Here is a 19,256-nt window from a genome sequence, read left to right as displayed (position 1 = left end):
CCCCTGAAGGGGCGCGGGGAACTGCGCGAACGGCCGCGACGGATCCGCAGCCGCCGAACAGCACACGCCCCCCGAGCTCTCAGGCGCCCGGTGCCAAAGCTAGACGTAGCGCTCCAGGATGGAGGACTCGGCCAGGCGGGAGAGGCCTTCGCGGACGCTGCGGGCGCGGGCCTCGCCGACGCCGTCCACGGTCTGGAGGTCGTCCACACTCGCGGCCAGCAGCTTCTGAAGGCCGCCGAAGTGCTCCACCAGCCGGTCGATGATCGCGCCCGGCAGCCGCGGCACCTTGGCCAGCAGCCGGAAGCCGCGCGGCGACACCGCGGAGTCCAGGGTCTCGGGCGAACCCGTGTAGCCCAGCGCCCGCGCCACCGTGCCCATCTCCAGCAGCTCCGCATGGCTCAGCGCGTCCAGCTCGGACAGCGCCTCCTCGACCGTGCGGGACCGCTTCGCCGTCGGCTCGGGGACGTAGTCCCGCACGACCAGCTCGCGGTCGGGCTCGACCCCGGCGATCAACTCCTCCAGCTGCAAGGCCAGAAGACGGCCGTCGGTGCCCAGTTCGACCACGTACTCGGCGATCTCGGTGGCGATGCGCCGGACCATCTCCAGCCGCTGCGCCACGGCCGACACGTCCCGGACCGTCACCAGGTCTTCGATCTCCAGCGCGGAGAGGGTGCCCGCGACCTCGTCCAGCCGGAGCTTGTACCGCTCCAGCGTGGCCAGCGCCTGGTTCGCGCGGGACAGGATCGCCGCCGAGTCCTCCAGCACGCGCCGCTGACCGTCGACGTAGAGGGCGATCAGCCGCATGGACTGGGAGACGGAGACCACGGGGAAGCCCACCTGCTTGCTCACCCGGTCCGCCGTGCGGTGCCGGGTGCCCGTCTCCTCCGTGGGGATCGTCGGGTCCGGCACCAGCTGCACGCCCGCGCGCAGGATCTTCGACAGGTCCGAGGAGAGCACGATGCCGCCGTCCAGCTTGCACAGCTCCCGCAGCCGGGTGGCGGTGAACTCGACGTCCAGCACGAAACCGCCCGTGCACATCGCCTCGACCGTCTTGTCGGAGCCGAGCACGATCAGTCCGCCGGTGTTGCCGCGCAGGACGCGCTCGAGGCCGTCGCGCAGGGCCGTACCGGGTGCCACGGCACTCAGGGAGGCACGCATCAGGCCATCGGCACCGGCACTCCCACCGGACTTTCCGGGAGCTGCTGCCCGGTCGTTGGCTGCCACTGCACTCCTCCGGTCGCAGGTTCTGACGCGCTCCCGTACCCGCACGCGGTTCGTACGGACAGGCGAGACCTGGGCAAAGTCTACCGGCGCTGCTCCTCCTCCCGTGGGGCCTCTCGGCGACGGGAGCGGGGCAGGACCCGCAGCGCGTCCCCTATGTCCGCGACCTCCACCACCTTCATCCCGGCCGGGATCTTCCCCGGATCGCCCGGCACCAGCGCATGGGTGAAGCCCAGCCGGTGCGCCTCGGCCAGCCTGCGCTGCACGCCCGTGACCCGTCTCACCTCGCCGGCCAGCCCCACCTCGCCGATCGCGACCAGGTTCTTCGGCAGCGGAGTGTCGCTGGCGGCGGAGGCGAGCGCGAGCGCGACGGCGAGGTCGGCGGCCGGCTCGGACAGCTTCACCCCGCCCACGGTCGCCGAGTAGATGTCCCGCTTGCCGAGCGCGCTGATCCGCCCGCGCTGCTCCAGCACCGCCAGCATCATCGACACCCGGGAGGTCTCCAGACCGGAGGTGGTGCGCCGCGGGGAGGGGATCTGGGAGTCCACCGTCAGCGCCTGCACCTCGGCCACCAGCGGGCGGCGGCCCTCCAGGGTGACGGTCAGGCAGGTGCCCGGGACCGGTTCGGCGCGGCGGGTCAGGAAGAGACCGCTGGGGTCGGCGAGACCGGTGATGCCCTCGTCGTGCAGCTCGAAGCAGCCGACCTCGTCCGTGGCGCCGTACCGGTTCTTCACGCCGCGCACCAGGCGCAGGCGCGCGTGCCGGTCGCCCTCGAAGTGCAGGACGACGTCCACCAGGTGTTCCAGCAGGCGGGGGCCGGCGATGGCGCCGTCCTTCGTGACATGGCCCACGAGCAGGGTGGACATGCCGCGCTCCTTGGAGGCGCGGATCAGCGCCCCGGCCACCTCCCGCACCTGGGCCATGCCGCCGGGCGCGCCCTCGATCTCCGGGGAGGCCACCGTCTGCACCGAGTCGAGGATCAGCAGGGACGGCTTGACCTCGTCCAAGTGGCCGAGCACCGCGGAGAGGTCGGTCTCCGCGGCCAGATACAGATCGTCGTCCAGGGCGTTGATGCGGTCCGCGCGCAGCCGGACCTGGCTCGCGGACTCCTCGCCGGTCACATACAGGGTGCGGTGCTCGGCGCTCGCCGACTTGGCGGCCACGTCCAGCAGCAGGGTGGACTTGCCGACGCCGGGCTCGCCGGCGAGCAGCACGACCGCGCCGGGCACCAGCCCGCCGCCGAGCACCCGGTCCAGCTCGGGCACCCCGGTGGTACGGGCGGTGGCCTGCCGGCCGTCGACCTGGCCGATGGGCAGCGCGGAGGTGCTGACCCGGCCCGGTGCCGTCGTACGGACCGCGGGCGCGCCGTACTCCTCGACCGTGCCCCAGGCCTGGCACTCGGGGCAGCGGCCGAGCCACTTGGCCGTCTGCCAGCCGCACTCGGTGCAGCGGTAGGACGGGCGGTCCTTGGTGGTCTTCGTACGGGCAGCCATGCGGAAAACCGTAGCCCGCGGCACTGACAACGGGCGCCCGGGCCGCGGGCGGAATGTGCCGTAGGGTGCGGTATCGGCCACCCTCCATCGGGAACCGGCCAGGGAATGCGGGGCCCCTGTCCCCTTATGAGGGATCGTTTCACCCGTACGGATTAAAAGTGCTCAAGGTTCCCGAAGGGGTACTCCAGGGCCGCCTACGGTCGCCGGGTGATGAGCAGCAGTCCGGAGACCACCGTCCGCAGCACCGGCGCGCACCGGGCGCGCGGTGAGGCGCGTGAAGCACGAGCTGATGCACGGGAAGCGCGAGGGGCGCGCGAGGCGCGGCAGGCACGGGAGGCGCGCGACCGCGCCGCCGCACACACCCTCGCCGAGCGGCCGCCGGCGCGCTACGAGCCGTACCTGGACGGTCTGTTCACCTACTGCCTGTCGGTGCTGTGCGACCACGAGGCCGCCATCGCCGCCCTCGGTGACGTCCTCGCCCTGGCCGAGCGGCGCGGCCACCGGGGTCCGGAGGCCCCGGGCGACCGCAGGGCCTGGCTGTACGCGCTGGCCCGCTGGGCCTGCCTGCGCAAGCTGGCCGAGGCCAAGCAGAAACGTCAGGCCACCCATGCGGCGGGCCGCACCACCGCCGACAAGACCGGCAAGGCTGACAAAGCCGATAAGGCGGACAGAGCCGACAGAGCCGGCGCGGGCTTCCCCGACCCGGAGGTCCAGGAGCAGCGGCGCCGCGAACTCGCCCTGCTCGCCTGGCCCGAGGCGGCCGGCACCAGCCCCGAGCAGCGCGAGGCCCTCGAACTGGCCGTCCGCCACCATCTCGCCGCCGACGAGGTCGCCGCCGTCCTCGGCCTCGCACCGGCCGCCGCCCGCGAACTGCTCTCCGCCGCCGCCTGCGAGGTCGAACGCACCCGCGCGGCCCTCGCCGTGGTCGAGACCGGCGGCTGCCCGGCCGTCGCCCACCTCACCGGCGACAGCCGGCTCGTCCTCAGCACGGCGCTGCGCCGCGAGCTGGTCCGGCACGTCGACGACTGCCCGCGCTGCCGCCGCACCGCGGAACGCGCCGTCCCGGGCCGCTGGCCCGGGGCCACCGTCACCCCCGCCGAACTGCCCGTCCTGGAGGCCCCCCGGGCCGCCCTGTCCATGGCACTCGCGCACCAGCCACGCGCGCGTGGCGCCGCCCTGCCCCGCTTCGACCGGCGCGGCTTCCCGATGGACCCCAAGGACCGGGCGGCCCGCCGCGACCGCCTGCGCTCCCGCGCGGTCACCACGACCGTCGTGGCCACGGTGGTCGCTGCACCCGTCCTCGCCCTGTGGGCCGCCTACCGGGGGGCGCCGACCGGGGAGCCGGACGGCCCGTCCGCCACCGCCCGCGAACAACAGGGCCCCGACGCCCTCGGCAGCGACACCGCCGGCGGCTACGAGAACGCGGGCAACGCGCGCGTGAAGCCCGGGAGCCGACTGGGCAAGAACGGTACGGCGGACGTCTCCGTGCAGGTCGTCACCGTCGGCGGAACCGGTGCGCAGGCGGCCGGGCAGCTCGCGGTGAGCGCCGCGAACGACGGCGACACCACACTGATCACCCTCACCGTGTCCGGCGCCGCGCCCGTGCGCTGGTCCGCGACGACCTCCGCCGCCTGGATCTACCTCAGCCAGTCCACGGGAACCCTCGACCCGGGCCGGACGTTGACCATCAAGGCGTACGTCGACCATCTGCGCGAGCCCTCCGGCCACTGGCGCGCACAGCTGGCGATCGCCCCGGCCGGCGCGGTGGTCACCATCGACGGCTACGGCGTGGCGCCCACCCGCCCCACACCCCCGCCCTCCTCGACCGCCCCGCCCGCGTCCTCGGCCCCGCCGCCGACCTCGCCCGCGAGCCCACCGGCCGGCAGCCCCACGGCCGGGCCCACCGACCCGCCCCCCTCGGACCCCGGGTCCCCGACCCCGACTCCCACCCCGTCCGCATCGGCGACCGACAGCGAGACCCCGAGCCCCTCGGGCAGCTAGCTTTTCAGGGCCTCTCAGCGCCGTGGGCCGGCTGAAAGCGCGCTGAGGGCATCGTGAAGCCGTGGTGAAACCGGTCGGGCGCAGGCTTCTTCCTGTCAGCAAGACCGCAGGAAAGAACCCCACCGAAGGAGCCCACACCATGTCGCTCGCCCTCACCGCCCAGGACAAGGACACCCTCCGCACCGCCGCCCACGGCGCCGTCTCCCTCATGGCCGCCGCCGACGCCGCCGGCTCCCCGCACAAGGTCGCCACCCACGGCGTCCTCGCCCTCGTCTCCGCCACCGGCCAGGTCGGTCACGTCCTCGCCGAGAAGGGGAAGATCAAGGGCCTGAACGGCAGGTCCGCCGCCGAGATCGCCGACCACGTCCTGCCCGCCCTCACCACCACCATGCAGGTGCTCAAGAAGCAGGACGCGGCCGAGGCCGAGAACTTCCGCAACACCGTCCTCATCGCCCTCGAAGCCGGCACCCAGGCCCACAAGGGCGGTCCCAGCCCCGCCCTCACCGCGATGACCGGCAAGATCACCGCCGCCCTCGACGCCGCCTGAGAGAGAGGCCCTAGGGTGCCGGGTCGGCGGGATGCGGAGCGAGCAGCGGCAGCTGAGAGGCCAGCCGCTGCTCGCACAGCTCGACGAGACGGTCGTACCCCGCCTTCCCCATCAGCTCCGTCAGCTCGGCCCGGTAGGAGACGTACACCGGATCGCCCGCGCCGTGCGCCGAGGTCGCCGACGTGCACCACCAGTGCAGGTCGTGGCCGCCCGGCCCCCAGCCCCGGCGGTCGTACTCGCCGATGGACACCTGGAGGACCCGGGTGTCGTCGGGCCGGTCGATCCAGTCGTACGTCCGCCGGATCGGCAGCTGCCAGCACACGTCCGGCTTGGTCTCCAGCGGCTCCCGCCCCTCCTTCAGCGCGAGGATGTGCAGCGAGCAGCCCGCGCCGCCCGCGAAGCCGGGCCGGTTCTGGAAGATGCAGGACCCCTGGAAGGGCCGGGTCTGCCGGGAGCCCTCGTCGTCCTCGGACACCCAGCCGTTCCGTGTGCCCTCGGCGTGGTGCTGCCAGATCTCCGGCGTGAGCCGTGCCACATGCTCGGCGACCCGCTTCTCGTCGTCCTCGTCGGAGAAGTGCGCCCCCAGCGAGCAGCACCCGTCCTCCGCGCGGCCCGCCTGGATGCCCTGGCAGCCGCTGCCGAAGATGCAGTTCCAGCGGGAGGTCAGCCAGGTCAGATCGCAGCGGAAGACCTGCTCGTCGTCCGCCGGGTCGGGAAACTCCACCCACGCGCGCGCGAAGTCGAGTCCCTTCTCGTCGCTCACCTTCGCCCCCTTGGGGGATTTGGCGTCCTTACGAACCGTGTCCGCCTTGGCTACCTTGTCGGCTTTGCCGGATTTCGCCTTTTTCGTCTTTGGCACCCGTCCAGGGTAAGTCGCCGGGAACCGGTACGGGGACCGAGCAGGGGAGTTCTGGCAGTAGCGTTCCGTGTATGAGACTCGGTGTCCTGGACGTGGGTTCGAACACGGTGCATCTGCTGGTGGTGGACGCCCACCCCGGCGCGCGCCCGCTGCCCGCGCATTCGCACAAGGCCGAACTTCGGCTCGCCCAACTCCTCGACGACAGCGGCGCCATCGGCGACGCCGGCATAGACAAGCTGATCGCCGTCATCAAGGACGCGCTCCAGGCCGCCGAGGACAAGGGCGTCGAGGAGATGCTGCCGTTCGCGACCTCCGCCGTCCGGGACGCCGCCAACGCCGACGACGTCCTCGCGCGCGTGGCCGAGGAGACCGGCGTACGACTCCAGGTGCTCAGCGGCGCCGAAGAAGCCCGGCTCACCTTCCTCGCCGTCCGCCGCTGGTTCGGCTGGTCCGCCGGAAAGCTGCTCGTCCTGGACATCGGCGGCGGCTCCCTGGAGATCGCCTTCGGCATGGACGAGGAACCGGACGCGGCCGTCTCCCTCCCGCTCGGCGCCGGCCGGCTCACCGCGGGCTGGCTGCCCGGCGACCCGCCCGACCCCGAGGACGTCCGCGCCCTGCGCCGCCACGTCCGCACTGAGATCGCCCGTACGGTCGGCGAGTTCAGCCGCTTCGGCGCCCCCGACCACGTGGTCGCCACCTCCAAGACCTTCAAGCAGCTCGCCCGCCTCGCCGGCGCCGCCCGCAGCGCCGACGGCCTCTATGTGCAGCGGGAACTCAAACGCGAGTCCCTGGAGGCCTGGGTCCCGCGCCTGGCCGGCATGACCTCCGAGCAGCGCGCCGAACTCCCCGGCGTCTCCGACGGCCGCTCCGGCCAGCTCCTCGCGGGCGCCCTGGTGGCCGAGGGCGCCATGGACCTCTTCGGCGTGGAAAACCTGGAAGTCTGCCCCTGGGCCCTGAGAGAAGGCGTGATCCTCCGCCGCCTGGACCACATGGGCAACGAGTCGCAGTAGCGCCCCCGAAGGGGCGCGGGGCTGTATCGATATGCGGCTCCGCCGCGTGGGCGCGAGCAACCAACACGGACCCGCACCCGCGCGACCAGCAAACCCCCAACGGCGAACAGGCGCACCAAACACCCTCACCACTCAACCCCGTAAGGTGACGGACGTGGCTGAACCAAGGGACGCAGACGTGCGTATCGCGCTGTCGACCGCCTCCGTCTATCCGGAGTCCACGGCGACAGCCTTCGAGACCGCCGCGCGCCTCGGCTACGACGGCGTCGAGGTCATGGTGTGGACCGACCCGGTCAGTCAGGACATCGAGGCGCTGCGCCGGCTGTCCGACTACCACGGCATCCCCGTCCTGGCCGTGCACGCCCCCTGTCTGCTGATCACCCAGCGGGTCTGGTCCACCGACCCCTGGGTGAAGCTCCAGCGGGCCCGGACGGCCGCCGAGAAGCTGGGCGCCAGCACCGTCGTCGTACACCCGCCCTTCCGCTGGCAGCGGCAGTACGCCCGGGACTTCGTCGACGGCATCTGGCGGATGGCGAACGAGACGGACGTACGGTTCGCCGTCGAGAACATGTACCCCTGGCGCTACCGGGACCGCGAGATGCTCGCCTACGCCCCCGACTGGGACGTCACCCGGCACGACTACCGGCACTTCACCATCGACCTCAGCCACGCGGCGACGGCCCGCACCGACGCCCTGGACATGGTCGGCCGCATGGGGGACCGGCTCGGCCATGTCCACCTGGCCGACGGCCGCGGCTCGGCCAAGGACGAGCACCTGGTCCCCGGCCGCGGCACCCAGCCCTGCGCCGAGGTGCTGGAGCACCTGGCCGTCTCCGGCTTCGACGGTCATGTCGTCATCGAGGTCAACACCCGGCGGGCCATGTCCAGCGCCGAGCGCGAGGCCGACCTCGCCGAGGCCCTGGCCTTCACCCGCCGGCACCTGGCCGCGGCGGTCCGGGTGCCCCGGCGATGAGCGGGACCGCGGCACGGCGGCGGGGCCGGCCGCCGCGCGCCGAGTCCGCCGACACCCGCGACCGCATCCTCACCGCGGCCCGCGAGGAGTTCTCCGAGCGCGGGTACGAGAAGACGTCCGTACGCGGTATCGCCAAAGCGGCCGGCGTGGACCCGGCGCTCGTCCACCACTACTTCGGCACCAAGGAGCAGGTCTTCGAGGCGGCCGTCTCCGTCGTCTTCGCGCCCGCGCTGGACGCGCCGAACGCGCTGGCCGAAGGCCCGGTGGACAGCGTGGGGGAGCGGATGACCCGCTTCGTCCTCGGCGTCTGGGAGAACCCGGTCACCCGCACCCCGCTGCTCGCGGTCGTGCGCTCCGCGGTGAACAACGAGACCGCCGCCGCCGTCTTCCGCCGCCTGGTCGCCACCCAGCTGATGCGCCGCATCGCCGCCCAGCTGGACCTTCCCGACGCCGAGCTGCGCGCCGAACTGGCCGCCGCCCAGCTGGTCGGTACGGCCATGATGCGGTACGTGATCAAGCTGGAGCCGCTGGCCTCGGCCGACCTGGACCAGATCGTCGCCCGCCTGGCGCCCGTGGTGCAGCACCACCTGACGGCTCCCTGAGGCCGCCGACGACCCGGCGAAGCTGGAACGCCCGTCCCGCATTCCGGACAGTGGCGTCCAATCCGTGGAGCGGCGGCGTAGGCTCGTAAGGAGTCAGAAGTCTCTCTGACGGCCAGTCTCTCTGACGGTCAGTCTCCCTGATCGCAGTCTCTGAAGGAGCGAGCGACGATGCCCGAGCTGAGGTCCCGCACAGTCACCCACGGCCGCAACATGGCGGGCGCCCGCGCCCTTATGCGTGCCTCCGGTGTACCCGGTGCGGACATCGGCCGGAAGCCGATCATCGCGGTCGCCAACTCCTTCACCGAGTTCGTGCCGGGCCACACCCACCTCCAGCCGGTCGGCCGGATCGTCAGCGAGGCGATCACCGAGGCGGGCGGCATCCCCCGCGAGTTCAACACGATCGCCGTGGACGACGGCATCGCCATGGGCCACGGCGGCATGCTGTACTCCCTGCCCTCCCGCGACCTGATCGCCGACTCCGTCGAGTACATGGTCGAGGCCCACTGCGCCGACGCCCTGGTCTGCATCTCCAACTGCGACAAGATCACCCCGGGCATGCTGATGGCCGCCCTGCGCCTGAACATCCCGACCGTCTTCGTCTCCGGCGGCCCGATGGAGTCCGGCCGCGCCACGCTGGTCGACGGCACGGTCCGCACCCTCGACCTGGTCGACGCGATCTCCGACGCCGTCAACGACAAGATCTCCGACGAGGACATCCTCCGCATCGAGGAGAACGCCTGCCCGACCTGCGGCAGCTGTTCCGGCATGTTCACCGCCAACTCGATGAACTGCCTGACCGAGGCCATCGGCCTCTCCCTGCCCGGCAACGGCTCGGTCCTCGCCACTCACACCGCGCGCAAGCAGCTCTACGTCGACGCCGCCCGCACGGTCATGGACCTCACCCGCCGCTACTACGAGCAGGACGACGACTCCGTCCTGCCGCTCAACATCGCCACCTTCCAGGCCTTCGAGAACGCCATGGCCCTGGACATCGCGATGGGCGGCTCCACCAACACGATCCTGCACCTGCTGGCCGCCGCCCAGGAGGCCGGCGTGCCCTTCGGGCTGGAGCAGATCGACGCCGTCTCGCGCCGCGTGCCGTGCCTCGCCAAGGTCGCCCCGAACGTCGCGAAGGACCGCACCTACTACATGGAGGACGTGCACCGCGCCGGCGGCATCCCCGCCCTCCTCGGCGAGCTGCACCGCGCGGGCCTGCTCAACGAGGACGTCCACGCCGTGCACAGCCCCTCCCTCGCCGACTGGCTGAAGACCTGGGACGTCCGCGGCGGCTCGCCCTCCCCGGAGGCGGTGGAACTCTGGCACGCGGCCCCTGGCTGCGTCCGCTCCGCCGAGGCGTTCTCCCAGTCCGAGCGCTGGGAGGCCCTGGACGAGGACGCCGAGGGCGGCTGCATCCGCTCTGCCGAGCACGCCTACTCCAAGGACGGCGGCCTGGCCGTCCTCAAGGGCAACCTCGCGGTCGACGGCTGTGTGGTCAAGACCGCCGGCGTCGACGAGTCGATCTGGACCTTCGAGGGCCCGGCGGTCGTCTGCGAGTCCCAGGAAGAGGCCGTCCAGCGGATCCTCACCCAGGAGGTCAAGGAGGGCGACGTCGTCGTCATCCGCTACGAGGGCCCCAAGGGCGGGCCGGGCATGCAGGAGATGCTCTACCCGACCTCGTATCTGAAGGGCCGGGGCCTCGGCAAGAGCTGCGCCCTGATCACCGACGGCCGCTTCTCCGGCGGCACCTCCGGCCTGTCCATCGGCCACGCCTCCCCCGAAGCGGCCTCCGGCGGCACGATCGCCCTGGTCCAGGACGGCGACCGCATCCGCATCGACATCCCCCACCGCACCATCGAGCTGCTCGTCGACGAGGCCGAGCTGGCCCGCCGCGAGCAGGCCCTGAACGGCGTCTACGCCCCCAGGAACCGCACCCGCAAGGTCAGCGCCGCCCTCCGCGCCTACGCCGCCATGGCCACCAGCGCCGACAAGGGCGCGGTGCGGGACGTCAGCAAGCTGGGCTGAGGCACCGGCCGAGCACGGCACCGAGTAGGGCCGCCTCCGGAACCTCCGGGGGCGGCCCTACTCAGCTCACCAGGCCCGGGGGTCCCCGCCGTCCACCGCGAACACGCTCCCGTCCGGCGCACTCGCGTACACCCGGCCGCCGACCACCAGCGGAGCCGACAGCGCCCCGGCGACCTGCCCCGACCCGGCCCCCAGCCGCAGCGGCGTCTGCCCGGCCAGCCGGCCGTCCCGCGCGTCCACCGCGAGCAACCGCCCGTCCGGCGCGCTGAAGTACACATACGCCCCCGTGGCCACGGGCGCCGACCCCCGGCTCACGGCCGTCTCCAGATGCCACAGCCGCCTGCCCACCCCGCCCGAACCGTCGCCGCCCTCACCGCCCGGCGAGACGGCGTCCAGCGAGCCGCCCGTGCCCAGGAGGTAGGCGACATCGCCGTGGGTGGCGGCCGCCGGGGTGGTGAGCGCGACGGGCAGCGCGACCCGCCGCGCCGTCCCCGTCGCCGGCGTGTACCGCAGCACCTCGTCCGTGGTCGCGGAGGCGTTGTCCACGGACATCAGGAACAGCGAGCCGTCCCGGCTGCCGAGCGGCCGCAGCGTCCCCCGCAGCCGCGCCTGCCAGCGGGTGGTACCGCCGGCCGGATCGAACGCGGTGATCTGCGTGGCCGTGCCGTCCAGCGCGGTGGTCGTCGCGTAGACCAGCGGATCACCGTCGTACCGGGCGAGCGACGGCGTGCCGCCCGTCGCGCCCGTCGTCACCCGGCGCCGCCAGCCGGTCTCGCCGGATGTGCCGGACACCCCCGTCATCGTGCCGTCCGCACCGGCGATCACCAGCATGCCGCCGGCGACCTGCACACTCGGCGCCCCGGGCAGCTCCCGGTGCCAGCGCGGCCGCCCCGAGGCGGCGTCGAGCGCCACGACCCGCCGCCCGCCGTTCGCCGGCAGCAGCAGCACCCCGTCCGCCAGCGCGGGCACCCCGCCGGCCGGCGCCCCGCCGACCGTGCGCCGCCACAGCAGCCGGCCGTCCAGGGCGTCCAGGGCGAAGGCCGTACCCGAGCGCACACACAGCACCCGCCCCACGCCGTAGGTGCACTGCGGCATGCCCGCGCCGCCCCCGACCGGCCGGACCCGCCACCCGGCGAACCCGGCCCCGGCAGACCGCGCGCCCTTCGTCACCGCAGGCCCCGCGGCACCCTCCGGCCACAGCACCGCCGCGAGCACCCCACCCAGCACGAGTACGACGGACACGGCCGCGACGAGAACCCGCCGGGACCGCCACCGGGAGCCCGGGCGGGAACCCAGGCGGGAACCCAGTCGGGAGACCACCCGGGACATCCGCCACCGACCCGCACCGCGATCCGCACCCGCACCCGTATGTGGGACCGGCGCCGATGGCACCTCCCCCGCACCGGCCCGCTGGGCCGGTATGAACGCCTGGGTGTCGTACGACGCCGCCACCGACCGCAGTTCCCGCATCAACTCGTCCGGGGTCGGCCGCTCCTCCGGCTCCTTGGCGAGACAGCGCAGCACCAGCGGAGCCAGACTCTCCGGGACGCCGGTCAGATCCGGCTCGTCGTGCACGACCTGGTACGCGACCAGGTACGGGCTGTCGGAGTCGAACGGCCCCCGCCCGGTCGCCGCGTGCACCAGCACCGACCCGAGGGCGAAGATGTCCGCCGCGGGCCCCACCTCCCGCGGCCGCCGGAACTGCTCGGGCGCCATGAACGGCGGCGTGCCGATCAACTTCCCCGTCTCCGTGCGCAGTTCGCTGTCCTTGGGCCGGGAGATGCCGAAGTCGATGACCTTCGGCCCGTCCTCGGCGAGCAGCACATTGCTCGGCTTGAGATCCCGGTGCACGACGCCCACCCGATGGATGTCCCGCAGCGCCTCCGCGAGCCCGGCCATGAGCCGCCGCACCTGCGCCGGATTCATCGGGCCGTTCCGCTTCACCTGCTCGGACAGCGTCGGACCCGGGATGAACAGGGTGGCCATCCAGGGTCGTTCGGCCTCCGGATCGGCGTCCACCACCGGCGCCGTGAAGGCACCGCTGACCCGCCGGGCCGCCGCCACCTCCTGCCGGAACCGCCCCCGGAACTCGGGGTCCCGCGCGAACTCCGCGTGGACGACCTTCACGGCGAGCTTCAGCCCGGAGGTGCTGCGGGCGAGGTGCACGACCCCCATGCCGCCCGAGCCCAGACACGACTCCAGGCGGTAGTGGCCGACGTACTCGGGAAGCTCGGCTTCCGGGCCCATTCCGGTGCTGCGCTGTGGCGTCATGGACCGCCCCCCGTGCTGATCGTCCGCGCGCGACGCACGGAGCCTAGTCGATGACTCGTACGAGACAGAGGCGGCTTGCTAGCCTCCGCGTGCGAGTCGCGAACTGGTGTTTAAGCACTCGCGTCCAGACAATCAACGGCATCCCATGCCGGGCATGGGATTTTCGGGGGGAGACGACACATGTCCCTTGAGCAGGGTTCTCGCGAGCAGGACGCTCCTGACCAGCTGGTCACGGAGACGGCCGTGCGCACGTACGCCGTCGCACCGGGCGTCCGCCTGAACATCCGCAGCGGCCCCGGCACCGGCTACCCCATCGTCCGTGTCCTGCCCGAGGGCTCCCACGTGCCGATCTACTGCCAGACCTCGGGTACGACCGTCAGCGGCCCCTACGGCACCACCAACATCTGGGACAACGTCGACAACGGCGAGTACGCCTCGGACGCCTACATCCACACCGGCAGCGACGGCTACATAGCCCCGCGCTGCTCCTGACCCCTGCGGGCCGAGGCCGCCGGCGCCACCGGACCCGGCCTCGGCCCGCGGCCGCCCGGAGCCATAATCGTCGGGTGAGCGATGAGACCGGCAGCCCGGACAGCCCGGCGGGCACCGCGGCGAACAGCGGACCCCGACCCGAGCCCCTGCGCTTCTTCGGCACCTCCTGGGTGAACCACGACAACGGCTACGCGGCCCGCCGCGCCGGTGTCGCCGTCGGTTCCCTCGCCGCGGCCGCCGTCTCCTGCCTGGTGCTGCGCGTCGCCTACCAGGGCATCCAGATCGCCGACACCGGCACCTTCGTGACCGTCCTGGTCATCGGCATGTTCGCGATCTGCACCGCGCTCGCCTTCCGCAACACCTGGGAGGGCTTCGACAAGCGGCACGACCCGGCCCGCCAGGCCTCCCTGCGCGGTCTGCTCGCCATCGGCTTCGTCGGCTCCCTCCTCGCCTACTTCTTCCGCTCCCTCACCGAGGCCCCCGGCGAGAAACTGCACCGCGCCGAGTACGACCAGGCCCGCGCCGACCACGCCCGCCGCTCCACCCGCCGCTCGGGCAACCCGGGCAAGAAGAAGCGCCGCGGATGACAGCGCCGGCACATCGGCGGCGGATCGGCAGCAGATAAGCGGATCGGCAGCAGATAAGGCGTTGCCCCCGCCCGGTCACCTCCCGGCACCATGACGGCATGACCGCCACCCAGCCGCCCGGGGACGCCGAGGCCCACGCCGCCCGCGCCCGCTCCTTCGACTCCGCCGCCGCCCAGTACGCCGCGAACCGCCCCTCCTACCCGCCCGCCCTCTTCGACGCCGTCGAGGAACTGGCCGGCCGGTCCCTGACCGGCGCCACGGTGGTGGACGCCGGCGCCGGCACCGGCATCGCGACCGCCCTGCTGCACGCCCGGGGCGCCGACGTCGTCGCCGTCGAACCGGGCGAGGGCATGGCAGCCGAGTTCCGCCGCCGACTCCCGCACGTCCCCCTCGTCCGGGGCAACGGCAACGCCCTCCCGGTGGCCGACGCCCACGCCGACTTCCTCACCTACGCCCAGGCCTGGCACTGGACCGACCCGGCCCGTTCGGTACCGGAGGCCCTGCGCGTGCTGCGGCCGGGCGGCGCGCTGGCGCTGTGGTGGAACACCGACGCCCTGGACGTCGAGTGGATCGCCGAGCGGGCCGACCGCACCGGGCGTCTGCTCGGCCGGGACATCGCCGCCGAGAAGCGCCGGGCCGTCGAGCGCACCGACCTGGCCGACCCCAGCGGCCGGCTCCGCTTCACCCGGCGCGCGGTCCGCTGGAGCCGCCGCGTGTCCGTCGACACCCACCTCGCCAACATGGGCAGCCACTCGGCTCTCCTCCTCCTGCCCGAGGAACGCAGGACCGCCTTCCTGGAATCCGAGCGTGCCCATCTGCTGAAGGCCTTCCCGGACGGCACGGTCGAGGAGGCGTACGACGTCCTTCTGCTGGTCGCCGTCACCACCCCCTGACCGCTGCCGTTCCGCACGCGGGCGCGCCCCGTCCGGCCCTTGACCACGGGCACTCCCAGGCGGAGTATTCATCACATGATGAATTATGCGTCGGGGCCCCCGTCCCCAGCCGCCGCCCACGCCGACCACCTCCCCGCCATCCACGCCGACGACCTCACCGTCGTCCGCGGACCCCGCACCGTCCTGCGCCACCTCCGCTTCACCGTCCCCCGCGGCCAGGTCACCGGACTGCTCGGCCCCTCCGGCTGCGGCAAGTCGACCCTCATGCGCGCCATCGTCGGCACCCAGGCCAAGGTCACCGGCACCCTCGACGTCCTCGGCCACCCCGCCGGCCACCTCGGTCTGCGCACCCGCATCGGCTACGTCACCCAGGCCCCCTCCGTCTACGACGACCTCACCGTCCGGCAGAACCTCGACTACTTCGCCGCCGTCCTCGACCCCGGCCGCGCCGCCGCCGAACGCCGCCGCGACCACGTCACCCGGGCCATCGCCGACGTCGACCTCACCAGCCACGCCGACGCTCTCGCCGGCGCCCTCTCCGGCGGCCAGCGCAGCCGCGTCTCCCTCGCCGTCGCCCTCCTCGGCGCCCCCGAACTCCTCGTCCTCGACGAACCCACGGTCGGCCTCGACCCCGTCCTCCGCCGCGATCTGTGGAACCTCTTCCACCATCTCGCCGCCACCCGCGGCGCCACCCTCCTCGTCTCCTCCCACGTCATGGACGAGGCCGAGCGCTGCCACCGCCTCCTCCTCATGCGCGAAGGCCGGATCCTCGCCGAGGACACCCCGGACGCCCTGCGCACCCGTACCGGCACCGACACCATCGAAGCCGCCTTCCTGCACCTCGTGGACCAGGCCGCGGCGGCCGACCGCACCAAGGAGCGCACCCGATGAGCACCACCACCCTCGCGCCCACCACCCCCGCGCCCACCCGCACCCTCAACGCCGCCCGCACCACCGCCACCGCGGCCCGCGTGCTGCGCCAGCTCCGCCACGACCCGCGCACCATCGCGCTGATGCTGCTCGTCCCCTGCCTGATGCTGGTCCTGCTGCGCTACGTCTTCGACGCCAGCCCGCGCACCTTCGACACCATCGGCGCCTCGCTGCTCGGCATCTTCCCGCTGATCACGATGTTCCTGGTCACCTCCATCGCCACCCTGCGCGAACGCACCTCCGGCACCCTCGAACGCCTCCTGAGCATGCCCCTCGGCAAGGCCGACCTCATCGCCGGCTACGCCCTCGCCTTCGGCGCCATCGCCATCGTCCAGTCGGCCCTCGCCACCGGACTCGCCCTCTGGGGCCTCGGCCTCGACGTCACCGGCTCGCCCTGGCTGCTCCTCCTCGTCGCCCTCCTCGACGCCCTGCTCGGCACCGCCCTCGGCCTCTTCGTCTCCGCCTTCGCCGCCTCCGAGTTCCAGGCGGTCCAGTTCATGCCCGCCGTGATCTTTCCCCAGCTCCTCCTCTGCGGCCTGTTCACGGCCCGCTCGAACATGCACCCCGTCCTGGAGGCCCTCTCCGACGTCCTCCCGATGTCGTACGCCGTCGACGGCATGAACCAGGTCCTGACCCACACCGGCACGACCGCCACCTTCGTCCGGGACGTCCTGATCGTCGCCGGCTGTGCCCTGCTGGTCCTGACCCTGGGCGCCGCAACCCTCCGCCGCAGAACGCCCTGATCACCATTCCGCCCACCGGACACACACCCCCCGCCCCCAGCCCCCGGTGCCAAACTGACCGCATGAGCCAGAAAGTCGCAGTCCTCGGCACCGGCAAGATCGGCGAAGCCCTGCTCAGCGGAATGATCCGGGCCGGCTGGGCCCCCGCCGACCTCCTGGTCACCGCCCGCCGCCCCGAACGCGCCGAAGAACTCCGCACCCGCTACGGCGTCACCCCGGTCACCAACACCGAGGCCGCGAAGACCGCGGACACCCTGATCCTCACGGTCAAGCCGCAGGACATGGGCACCCTCCTGGACGAACTCACCCCGCACGTCCCCGCCGACCGCCTGGTCATCAGCGGCGCCGCCGGCATCCCCACCTCCTTCTTCGAGGAGCGCCTCACCGCCGGCACCCCGGTCGTCCGCGTCATGACCAACACCCCGGCCCTGGTCGACGAGGCCATGTCCGTCATCTCCGCCGGCAGCCACGCCACCGAGCAGCACCTCGCACACGCCGAGGAGATCTTCGGCGCCGTCGGCAAGACGCTCCGCGTGCCCGAGAGCCAGCAGGACGCCTGCACCGCACTCTCCGGCTCCGGCCCCGCCTACTTCTTCTACCTGGTCGAGGCCATGACCGACGCCGGCATCCTGCTCGGCCTGCCCCGCGACAAGGCCCACGACCTCATCGTCCAGTCCGCCATCGGCGCCGCCGTGATGCTCCGCGACAGCGGCGAGCACCCCGTGAAGCTCCGCGAGAACGTCACCTCCCCGGCCGGCACCACCATCAACGCCATCCGCGAGCTGGAGAACCACGGCGTCCGCGCCGCCCTCATCGCCGCCCTGGAAGCCGCCCGCGACCGCAGCCGCGAGCTGGCCTCCGGCAAGAAGGACTGACCCCGCACCCCGGCAGAGGCGGCGGACGGCCGAGACCGGCCCACCCCGCCGCCCCGCCGGCCCTGCCCCGCGGCAGCGCTCAGCGCCCGGCCCGCACCCCCGGACCCGCCACAGCCCCTGCCTCCGGCTCCGTCACCGGCGGCAGCAGCCCGATCGCCCGGTACGCGGTATCGACGATCGGCCGAGCCATAGCCCGTGCCTTCTCCGCCCCATCCCGCAACACCCCCTCCACATAGCCGGGATCCGCACACAGCTCCCGGTGCCGCTCCTGCAACGGCCTGAGGACCTCCACCACGGCCTCGGCGGTGTCCTTCTTCAAAGAGCCGTACGAGTCGTAAACGCGCGCCAGTGACTCAGGGTTCCCGCCCGTGCACGCAGAGAGAATCTCCAGCAGATTGGCCACCCCGGGCCGCCCCTCCCTGTCGTACACGACCTCCCGACCGCTGTCGGTGACGGCCCGCATCACCTTCTTGCGGACCGCGTCCGGCTCGTCCAGGAGATAGACGACGCCCACCCCGGACTCGTCCGACTTCCCCATCTTCTTCGCCGGCTCCTGGAGGTTCATCACCCGCGCCGCCACCGGCGGCAGCGTCACCCTCGGCACGGCGAACGTGTGCCCGTACCGCTGGTTGAACCGCACCGCCAGATCCCGGGTCAGCTCCACATGCTGGGCCTGGTCCTCCCCGACCGGCACCTCGTCCGTGCCGTAGGCCAGGATGTCCGCCGCCATCAGCACCGGATACGTCAGCAGCGACAGCCGCACGCTCCCACCGCGCTCCCGCTCCTTCGCGGCCTTCTCCTTGTACTGGATCATCCGCCGCATCTCGCCGTCCGTCGCCACGCACTCCAGCAGGTACGACAGCCGGCTGTGCTCGTCGACATGGCTCTGGAGGAACACGGTGCACGCCTCGGGGTCGAGCCCGGCCGCCAGCAGCAGCGTCGCCGTCTGCCGGCTCAGCCTGCGCACCCGCGCCGGATCGTGGTCCACGGTCAGCGCGTGCAGGTCCACCACACAGAACAGGGACTCCGCCCGGTGCTGGTCGACCTCGGCCCACCGGCGCATGGCCCCCAGGTAGTTCCCCAGGGTCAGGTGCCCGGTCGGCTGAATCCCACTGAAGACCCGAGTCATCTCCACTCCACCTTCTGGTCGGGACCGCCGCCGCTGCGGCCGGCCCCCGGGTTCCGGAGGGAGATACGCGAACGGCCGCCGAGGCGGCGGCCGTTGAATGCATACGTGAGTACGGCCGCCGGTCAGGCGGCCCACCAGAGCTGGGTGCACGTACGCGTCATCACGCCTCACAGCGTACGCCTCAGGGGGGCATCGCGGGGATGAGTTGACACGCCCCACCCCGATCCGTACTGTTCTCCGAGTTGTCCGACGTGAGCGCCGACTCCGGTCGGTCCCCGGACAGCCACTTCGCAGGAACCACCCACTCGATCGACGCTCCGGCGCCGACTGTTTTGGCGTGCGTATTTGCGAAATGAGGAATCCGCGTTCGAAAGGGCACGGCCCCCGATTAGCTCGGGAGCCAGGAATCCGCTAAAGTCTCACTCGTCGGAACGGCCCAACGGCCGGGAAGACAAACCCCGCTGACTGGGGATCAGACGCCGAAAGGATCTGATAGAGTCGGAAACGCAAGATCGAAGGGAAGCGCCCGGAGGAAAGCCCGAGAGGGTGAGTACAAAGGAAGCGACCGTTCCTTGAGAACTCAACAGCGTGCCAAAAATCAACGCCAG

The 19,256-nt window shown here is 72.6% G+C and carries 17 protein-coding genes; 12 read left to right on the top strand and 5 right to left on the bottom strand.

Features of this window, described 5'->3' with window-relative positions:
• Positions 1-99 precede the first annotated feature (99 nt).
• Both disA and radA read right to left on the bottom strand, forming a co-directional pair.
• A complete protein-coding gene (disA, locus tag ACFVIU_RS38775; RefSeq protein ID WP_385848470.1) occupies positions 100-1,224 on the bottom strand; it encodes a DNA integrity scanning diadenylate cyclase DisA in 1,125 nt (374 codons plus the stop codon).
• 80 nt (positions 1,225-1,304) lie between these two features.
• A complete protein-coding gene (gene radA / locus ACFVIU_RS38770) occupies positions 1,305-2,714 on the bottom strand; it encodes a DNA repair protein RadA (RefSeq protein WP_385848469.1) in 1,410 nt (469 codons plus the stop codon).
• Between the two features lie 207 nt (positions 2,715-2,921).
• Here radA and ACFVIU_RS38765 point away from each other — a divergent pair, with 207 nt between their 5' ends.
• Both ACFVIU_RS38765 and ACFVIU_RS38760 read left to right on the top strand, forming a co-directional pair.
• The gene (locus ACFVIU_RS38765) at positions 2,922-4,715 is read left to right on the top strand and encodes a hypothetical protein (protein WP_385848468.1); all 1,794 of its coding nucleotides are present in this window, start codon (positions 2,922-2,924) and stop codon (positions 4,713-4,715) included.
• Between the two features lie 139 nt (positions 4,716-4,854).
• Positions 4,855-5,262 carry a hypothetical protein gene (locus tag ACFVIU_RS38760; RefSeq protein ID WP_385848467.1) on the top strand — a complete coding sequence of 136 codons (408 nt, stop codon included), beginning with the start codon at positions 4,855-4,857 and terminating at the stop codon, positions 5,260-5,262.
• Positions 5,263-5,272: 10 nt separating this feature from the next.
• On the opposite strand, the gene ACFVIU_RS38755 is transcribed toward ACFVIU_RS38760, so the two are convergent.
• Positions 5,273-6,121: a hypothetical protein gene (locus tag ACFVIU_RS38755; protein ID WP_385848466.1), complete on the bottom strand. Its 849-nt coding sequence runs from the start codon at positions 6,119-6,121 to the stop codon at positions 5,273-5,275.
• A gap of 71 nt (positions 6,122-6,192) precedes the next feature.
• Here ACFVIU_RS38755 and ACFVIU_RS38750 point away from each other — a divergent pair, with 71 nt between their 5' ends.
• The 4 genes from ACFVIU_RS38750 to ilvD all read left to right on the top strand — a co-directional run bounded on the left by ACFVIU_RS38750 (position 6,193) and on the right by ilvD (position 10,728).
• Positions 6,193-7,131 (top strand): Ppx/GppA family phosphatase, encoded by a 939-nt coding sequence (locus ACFVIU_RS38750; RefSeq protein WP_385848465.1) that lies wholly within the window; start codon positions 6,193-6,195, stop codon positions 7,129-7,131.
• Between the two features lie 154 nt (positions 7,132-7,285).
• Positions 7,286-8,104, top strand: a complete 819-nt coding sequence (locus ACFVIU_RS38745) for a sugar phosphate isomerase/epimerase family protein (RefSeq protein ID WP_385848464.1) — start codon at positions 7,286-7,288, stop codon at positions 8,102-8,104.
• Positions 8,101-8,706 (top strand): TetR family transcriptional regulator, encoded by a 606-nt coding sequence (locus tag ACFVIU_RS38740; protein WP_385848463.1) that lies wholly within the window; start codon positions 8,101-8,103, stop codon positions 8,704-8,706. The genes ACFVIU_RS38745 and ACFVIU_RS38740 overlap by 4 nt, the downstream gene beginning before the upstream one ends.
• 168 nt (positions 8,707-8,874) lie before the next feature.
• Positions 8,875-10,728, top strand: a complete 1,854-nt coding sequence (ilvD, locus tag ACFVIU_RS38735) for a dihydroxy-acid dehydratase (RefSeq protein ID WP_385848462.1) — start codon at positions 8,875-8,877, stop codon at positions 10,726-10,728.
• A 66-nt stretch (positions 10,729-10,794) separates the two neighbouring features.
• Here ilvD and ACFVIU_RS38730 read toward each other — a convergent pair whose 3' ends face one another.
• Positions 10,795-12,999 (bottom strand): PQQ-binding-like beta-propeller repeat protein, encoded by a 2,205-nt coding sequence (locus tag ACFVIU_RS38730; RefSeq protein ID WP_385848461.1) that lies wholly within the window; start codon positions 12,997-12,999, stop codon positions 10,795-10,797.
• A 180-nt stretch (positions 13,000-13,179) separates the two neighbouring features.
• Between ACFVIU_RS38730 and ACFVIU_RS38725 the strand changes: the two genes are divergently transcribed.
• From ACFVIU_RS38725 to proC, 6 genes are all read left to right on the top strand, one after another.
• The gene (locus ACFVIU_RS38725; protein WP_385848460.1) at positions 13,180-13,491 is read left to right on the top strand and encodes an SH3 domain-containing protein; all 312 of its coding nucleotides are present in this window, start codon (positions 13,180-13,182) and stop codon (positions 13,489-13,491) included.
• Between the two features lie 74 nt (positions 13,492-13,565).
• Positions 13,566-14,078 carry an EamA/RhaT family transporter gene (locus ACFVIU_RS38720; RefSeq protein ID WP_385848459.1) on the top strand — a complete coding sequence of 171 codons (513 nt, stop codon included), beginning with the start codon at positions 13,566-13,568 and terminating at the stop codon, positions 14,076-14,078.
• 98 nt (positions 14,079-14,176) lie between these two features.
• The gene (locus ACFVIU_RS38715; RefSeq protein WP_385848458.1) at positions 14,177-14,971 is read left to right on the top strand and encodes a class I SAM-dependent methyltransferase; all 795 of its coding nucleotides are present in this window, start codon (positions 14,177-14,179) and stop codon (positions 14,969-14,971) included.
• Positions 14,972-15,046: 75 nt separating this feature from the next.
• Positions 15,047-15,862, top strand: coding sequence for an ABC transporter ATP-binding protein (locus ACFVIU_RS38710; RefSeq protein ID WP_385848457.1), 816 nt, complete (start codon positions 15,047-15,049; stop codon positions 15,860-15,862).
• Positions 15,859-16,644, top strand: a complete 786-nt coding sequence (locus ACFVIU_RS38705) for an ABC transporter permease (protein ID WP_385848456.1) — start codon at positions 15,859-15,861, stop codon at positions 16,642-16,644. Before ACFVIU_RS38710 ends, ACFVIU_RS38705 begins: the two co-directional genes overlap by 4 nt.
• A gap of 62 nt (positions 16,645-16,706) precedes the next feature.
• A complete protein-coding gene (proC, locus tag ACFVIU_RS38700) occupies positions 16,707-17,519 on the top strand; it encodes a pyrroline-5-carboxylate reductase (protein WP_385848455.1) in 813 nt (270 codons plus the stop codon).
• 79 nt (positions 17,520-17,598) lie between these two features.
• On the opposite strand, the gene trpS is transcribed toward proC, so the two are convergent.
• Positions 17,599-18,648, bottom strand: a complete 1,050-nt coding sequence (gene trpS / locus ACFVIU_RS38695) for a tryptophan--tRNA ligase (RefSeq protein WP_385848454.1) — start codon at positions 18,646-18,648, stop codon at positions 17,599-17,601.
• Between the last annotated feature and the right edge of the window lie 608 nt (positions 18,649-19,256).

Origin of the sequence: Streptomyces sp. NPDC127190, from assembly GCF_042672505.1 — a bacterium.
GTDB lineage: Bacteria > Actinomycetota > Actinomycetes > Streptomycetales > Streptomycetaceae > Streptomyces.
The sequence above is the reverse complement of the archived record's forward strand: the minus strand, read 5'-3'. Positions and strand labels throughout refer to the sequence as shown.

What these genes read in the sequence shown, in the direction of transcription:
- ACFVIU_RS38760 (WP_385848467.1), top strand. Translation starts at nt 4,855, where the DNA reads ATGTCGCTCGCCCTCACCGCCCAGGACAAGGACACCCTCCGCACCGCC.
- trpS (WP_385848454.1), bottom strand. Translation starts at nt 18,648, where the DNA reads ATGACTCGGGTCTTCAGTGGGATTCAGCCGACCGGGCACCTGACCCTG.
- ACFVIU_RS38710 (WP_385848457.1), top strand. Translation starts at nt 15,047, where the DNA reads ATGATGAATTATGCGTCGGGGCCCCCGTCCCCAGCCGCCGCCCACGCC.
- ACFVIU_RS38730 (WP_385848461.1), bottom strand. Translation starts at nt 12,999, where the DNA reads ATGACGCCACAGCGCAGCACCGGAATGGGCCCGGAAGCCGAGCTTCCC.
- ACFVIU_RS38715 (WP_385848458.1), top strand. Translation starts at nt 14,177, where the DNA reads ATGACCGCCACCCAGCCGCCCGGGGACGCCGAGGCCCACGCCGCCCGC.
- ACFVIU_RS38725 (WP_385848460.1), top strand. Translation starts at nt 13,180, where the DNA reads ATGTCCCTTGAGCAGGGTTCTCGCGAGCAGGACGCTCCTGACCAGCTG.
- ACFVIU_RS38740 (WP_385848463.1), top strand. Translation starts at nt 8,101, where the DNA reads ATGAGCGGGACCGCGGCACGGCGGCGGGGCCGGCCGCCGCGCGCCGAG.
- ilvD (WP_385848462.1), top strand. Translation starts at nt 8,875, where the DNA reads ATGCCCGAGCTGAGGTCCCGCACAGTCACCCACGGCCGCAACATGGCG.
- ACFVIU_RS38750 (WP_385848465.1), top strand. Translation starts at nt 6,193, where the DNA reads ATGAGACTCGGTGTCCTGGACGTGGGTTCGAACACGGTGCATCTGCTG.
- proC (WP_385848455.1), top strand. Translation starts at nt 16,707, where the DNA reads ATGAGCCAGAAAGTCGCAGTCCTCGGCACCGGCAAGATCGGCGAAGCC.
- radA (WP_385848469.1), bottom strand. Translation starts at nt 2,714, where the DNA reads ATGGCTGCCCGTACGAAGACCACCAAGGACCGCCCGTCCTACCGCTGC.
- ACFVIU_RS38705 (WP_385848456.1), top strand. Translation starts at nt 15,859, where the DNA reads ATGAGCACCACCACCCTCGCGCCCACCACCCCCGCGCCCACCCGCACC.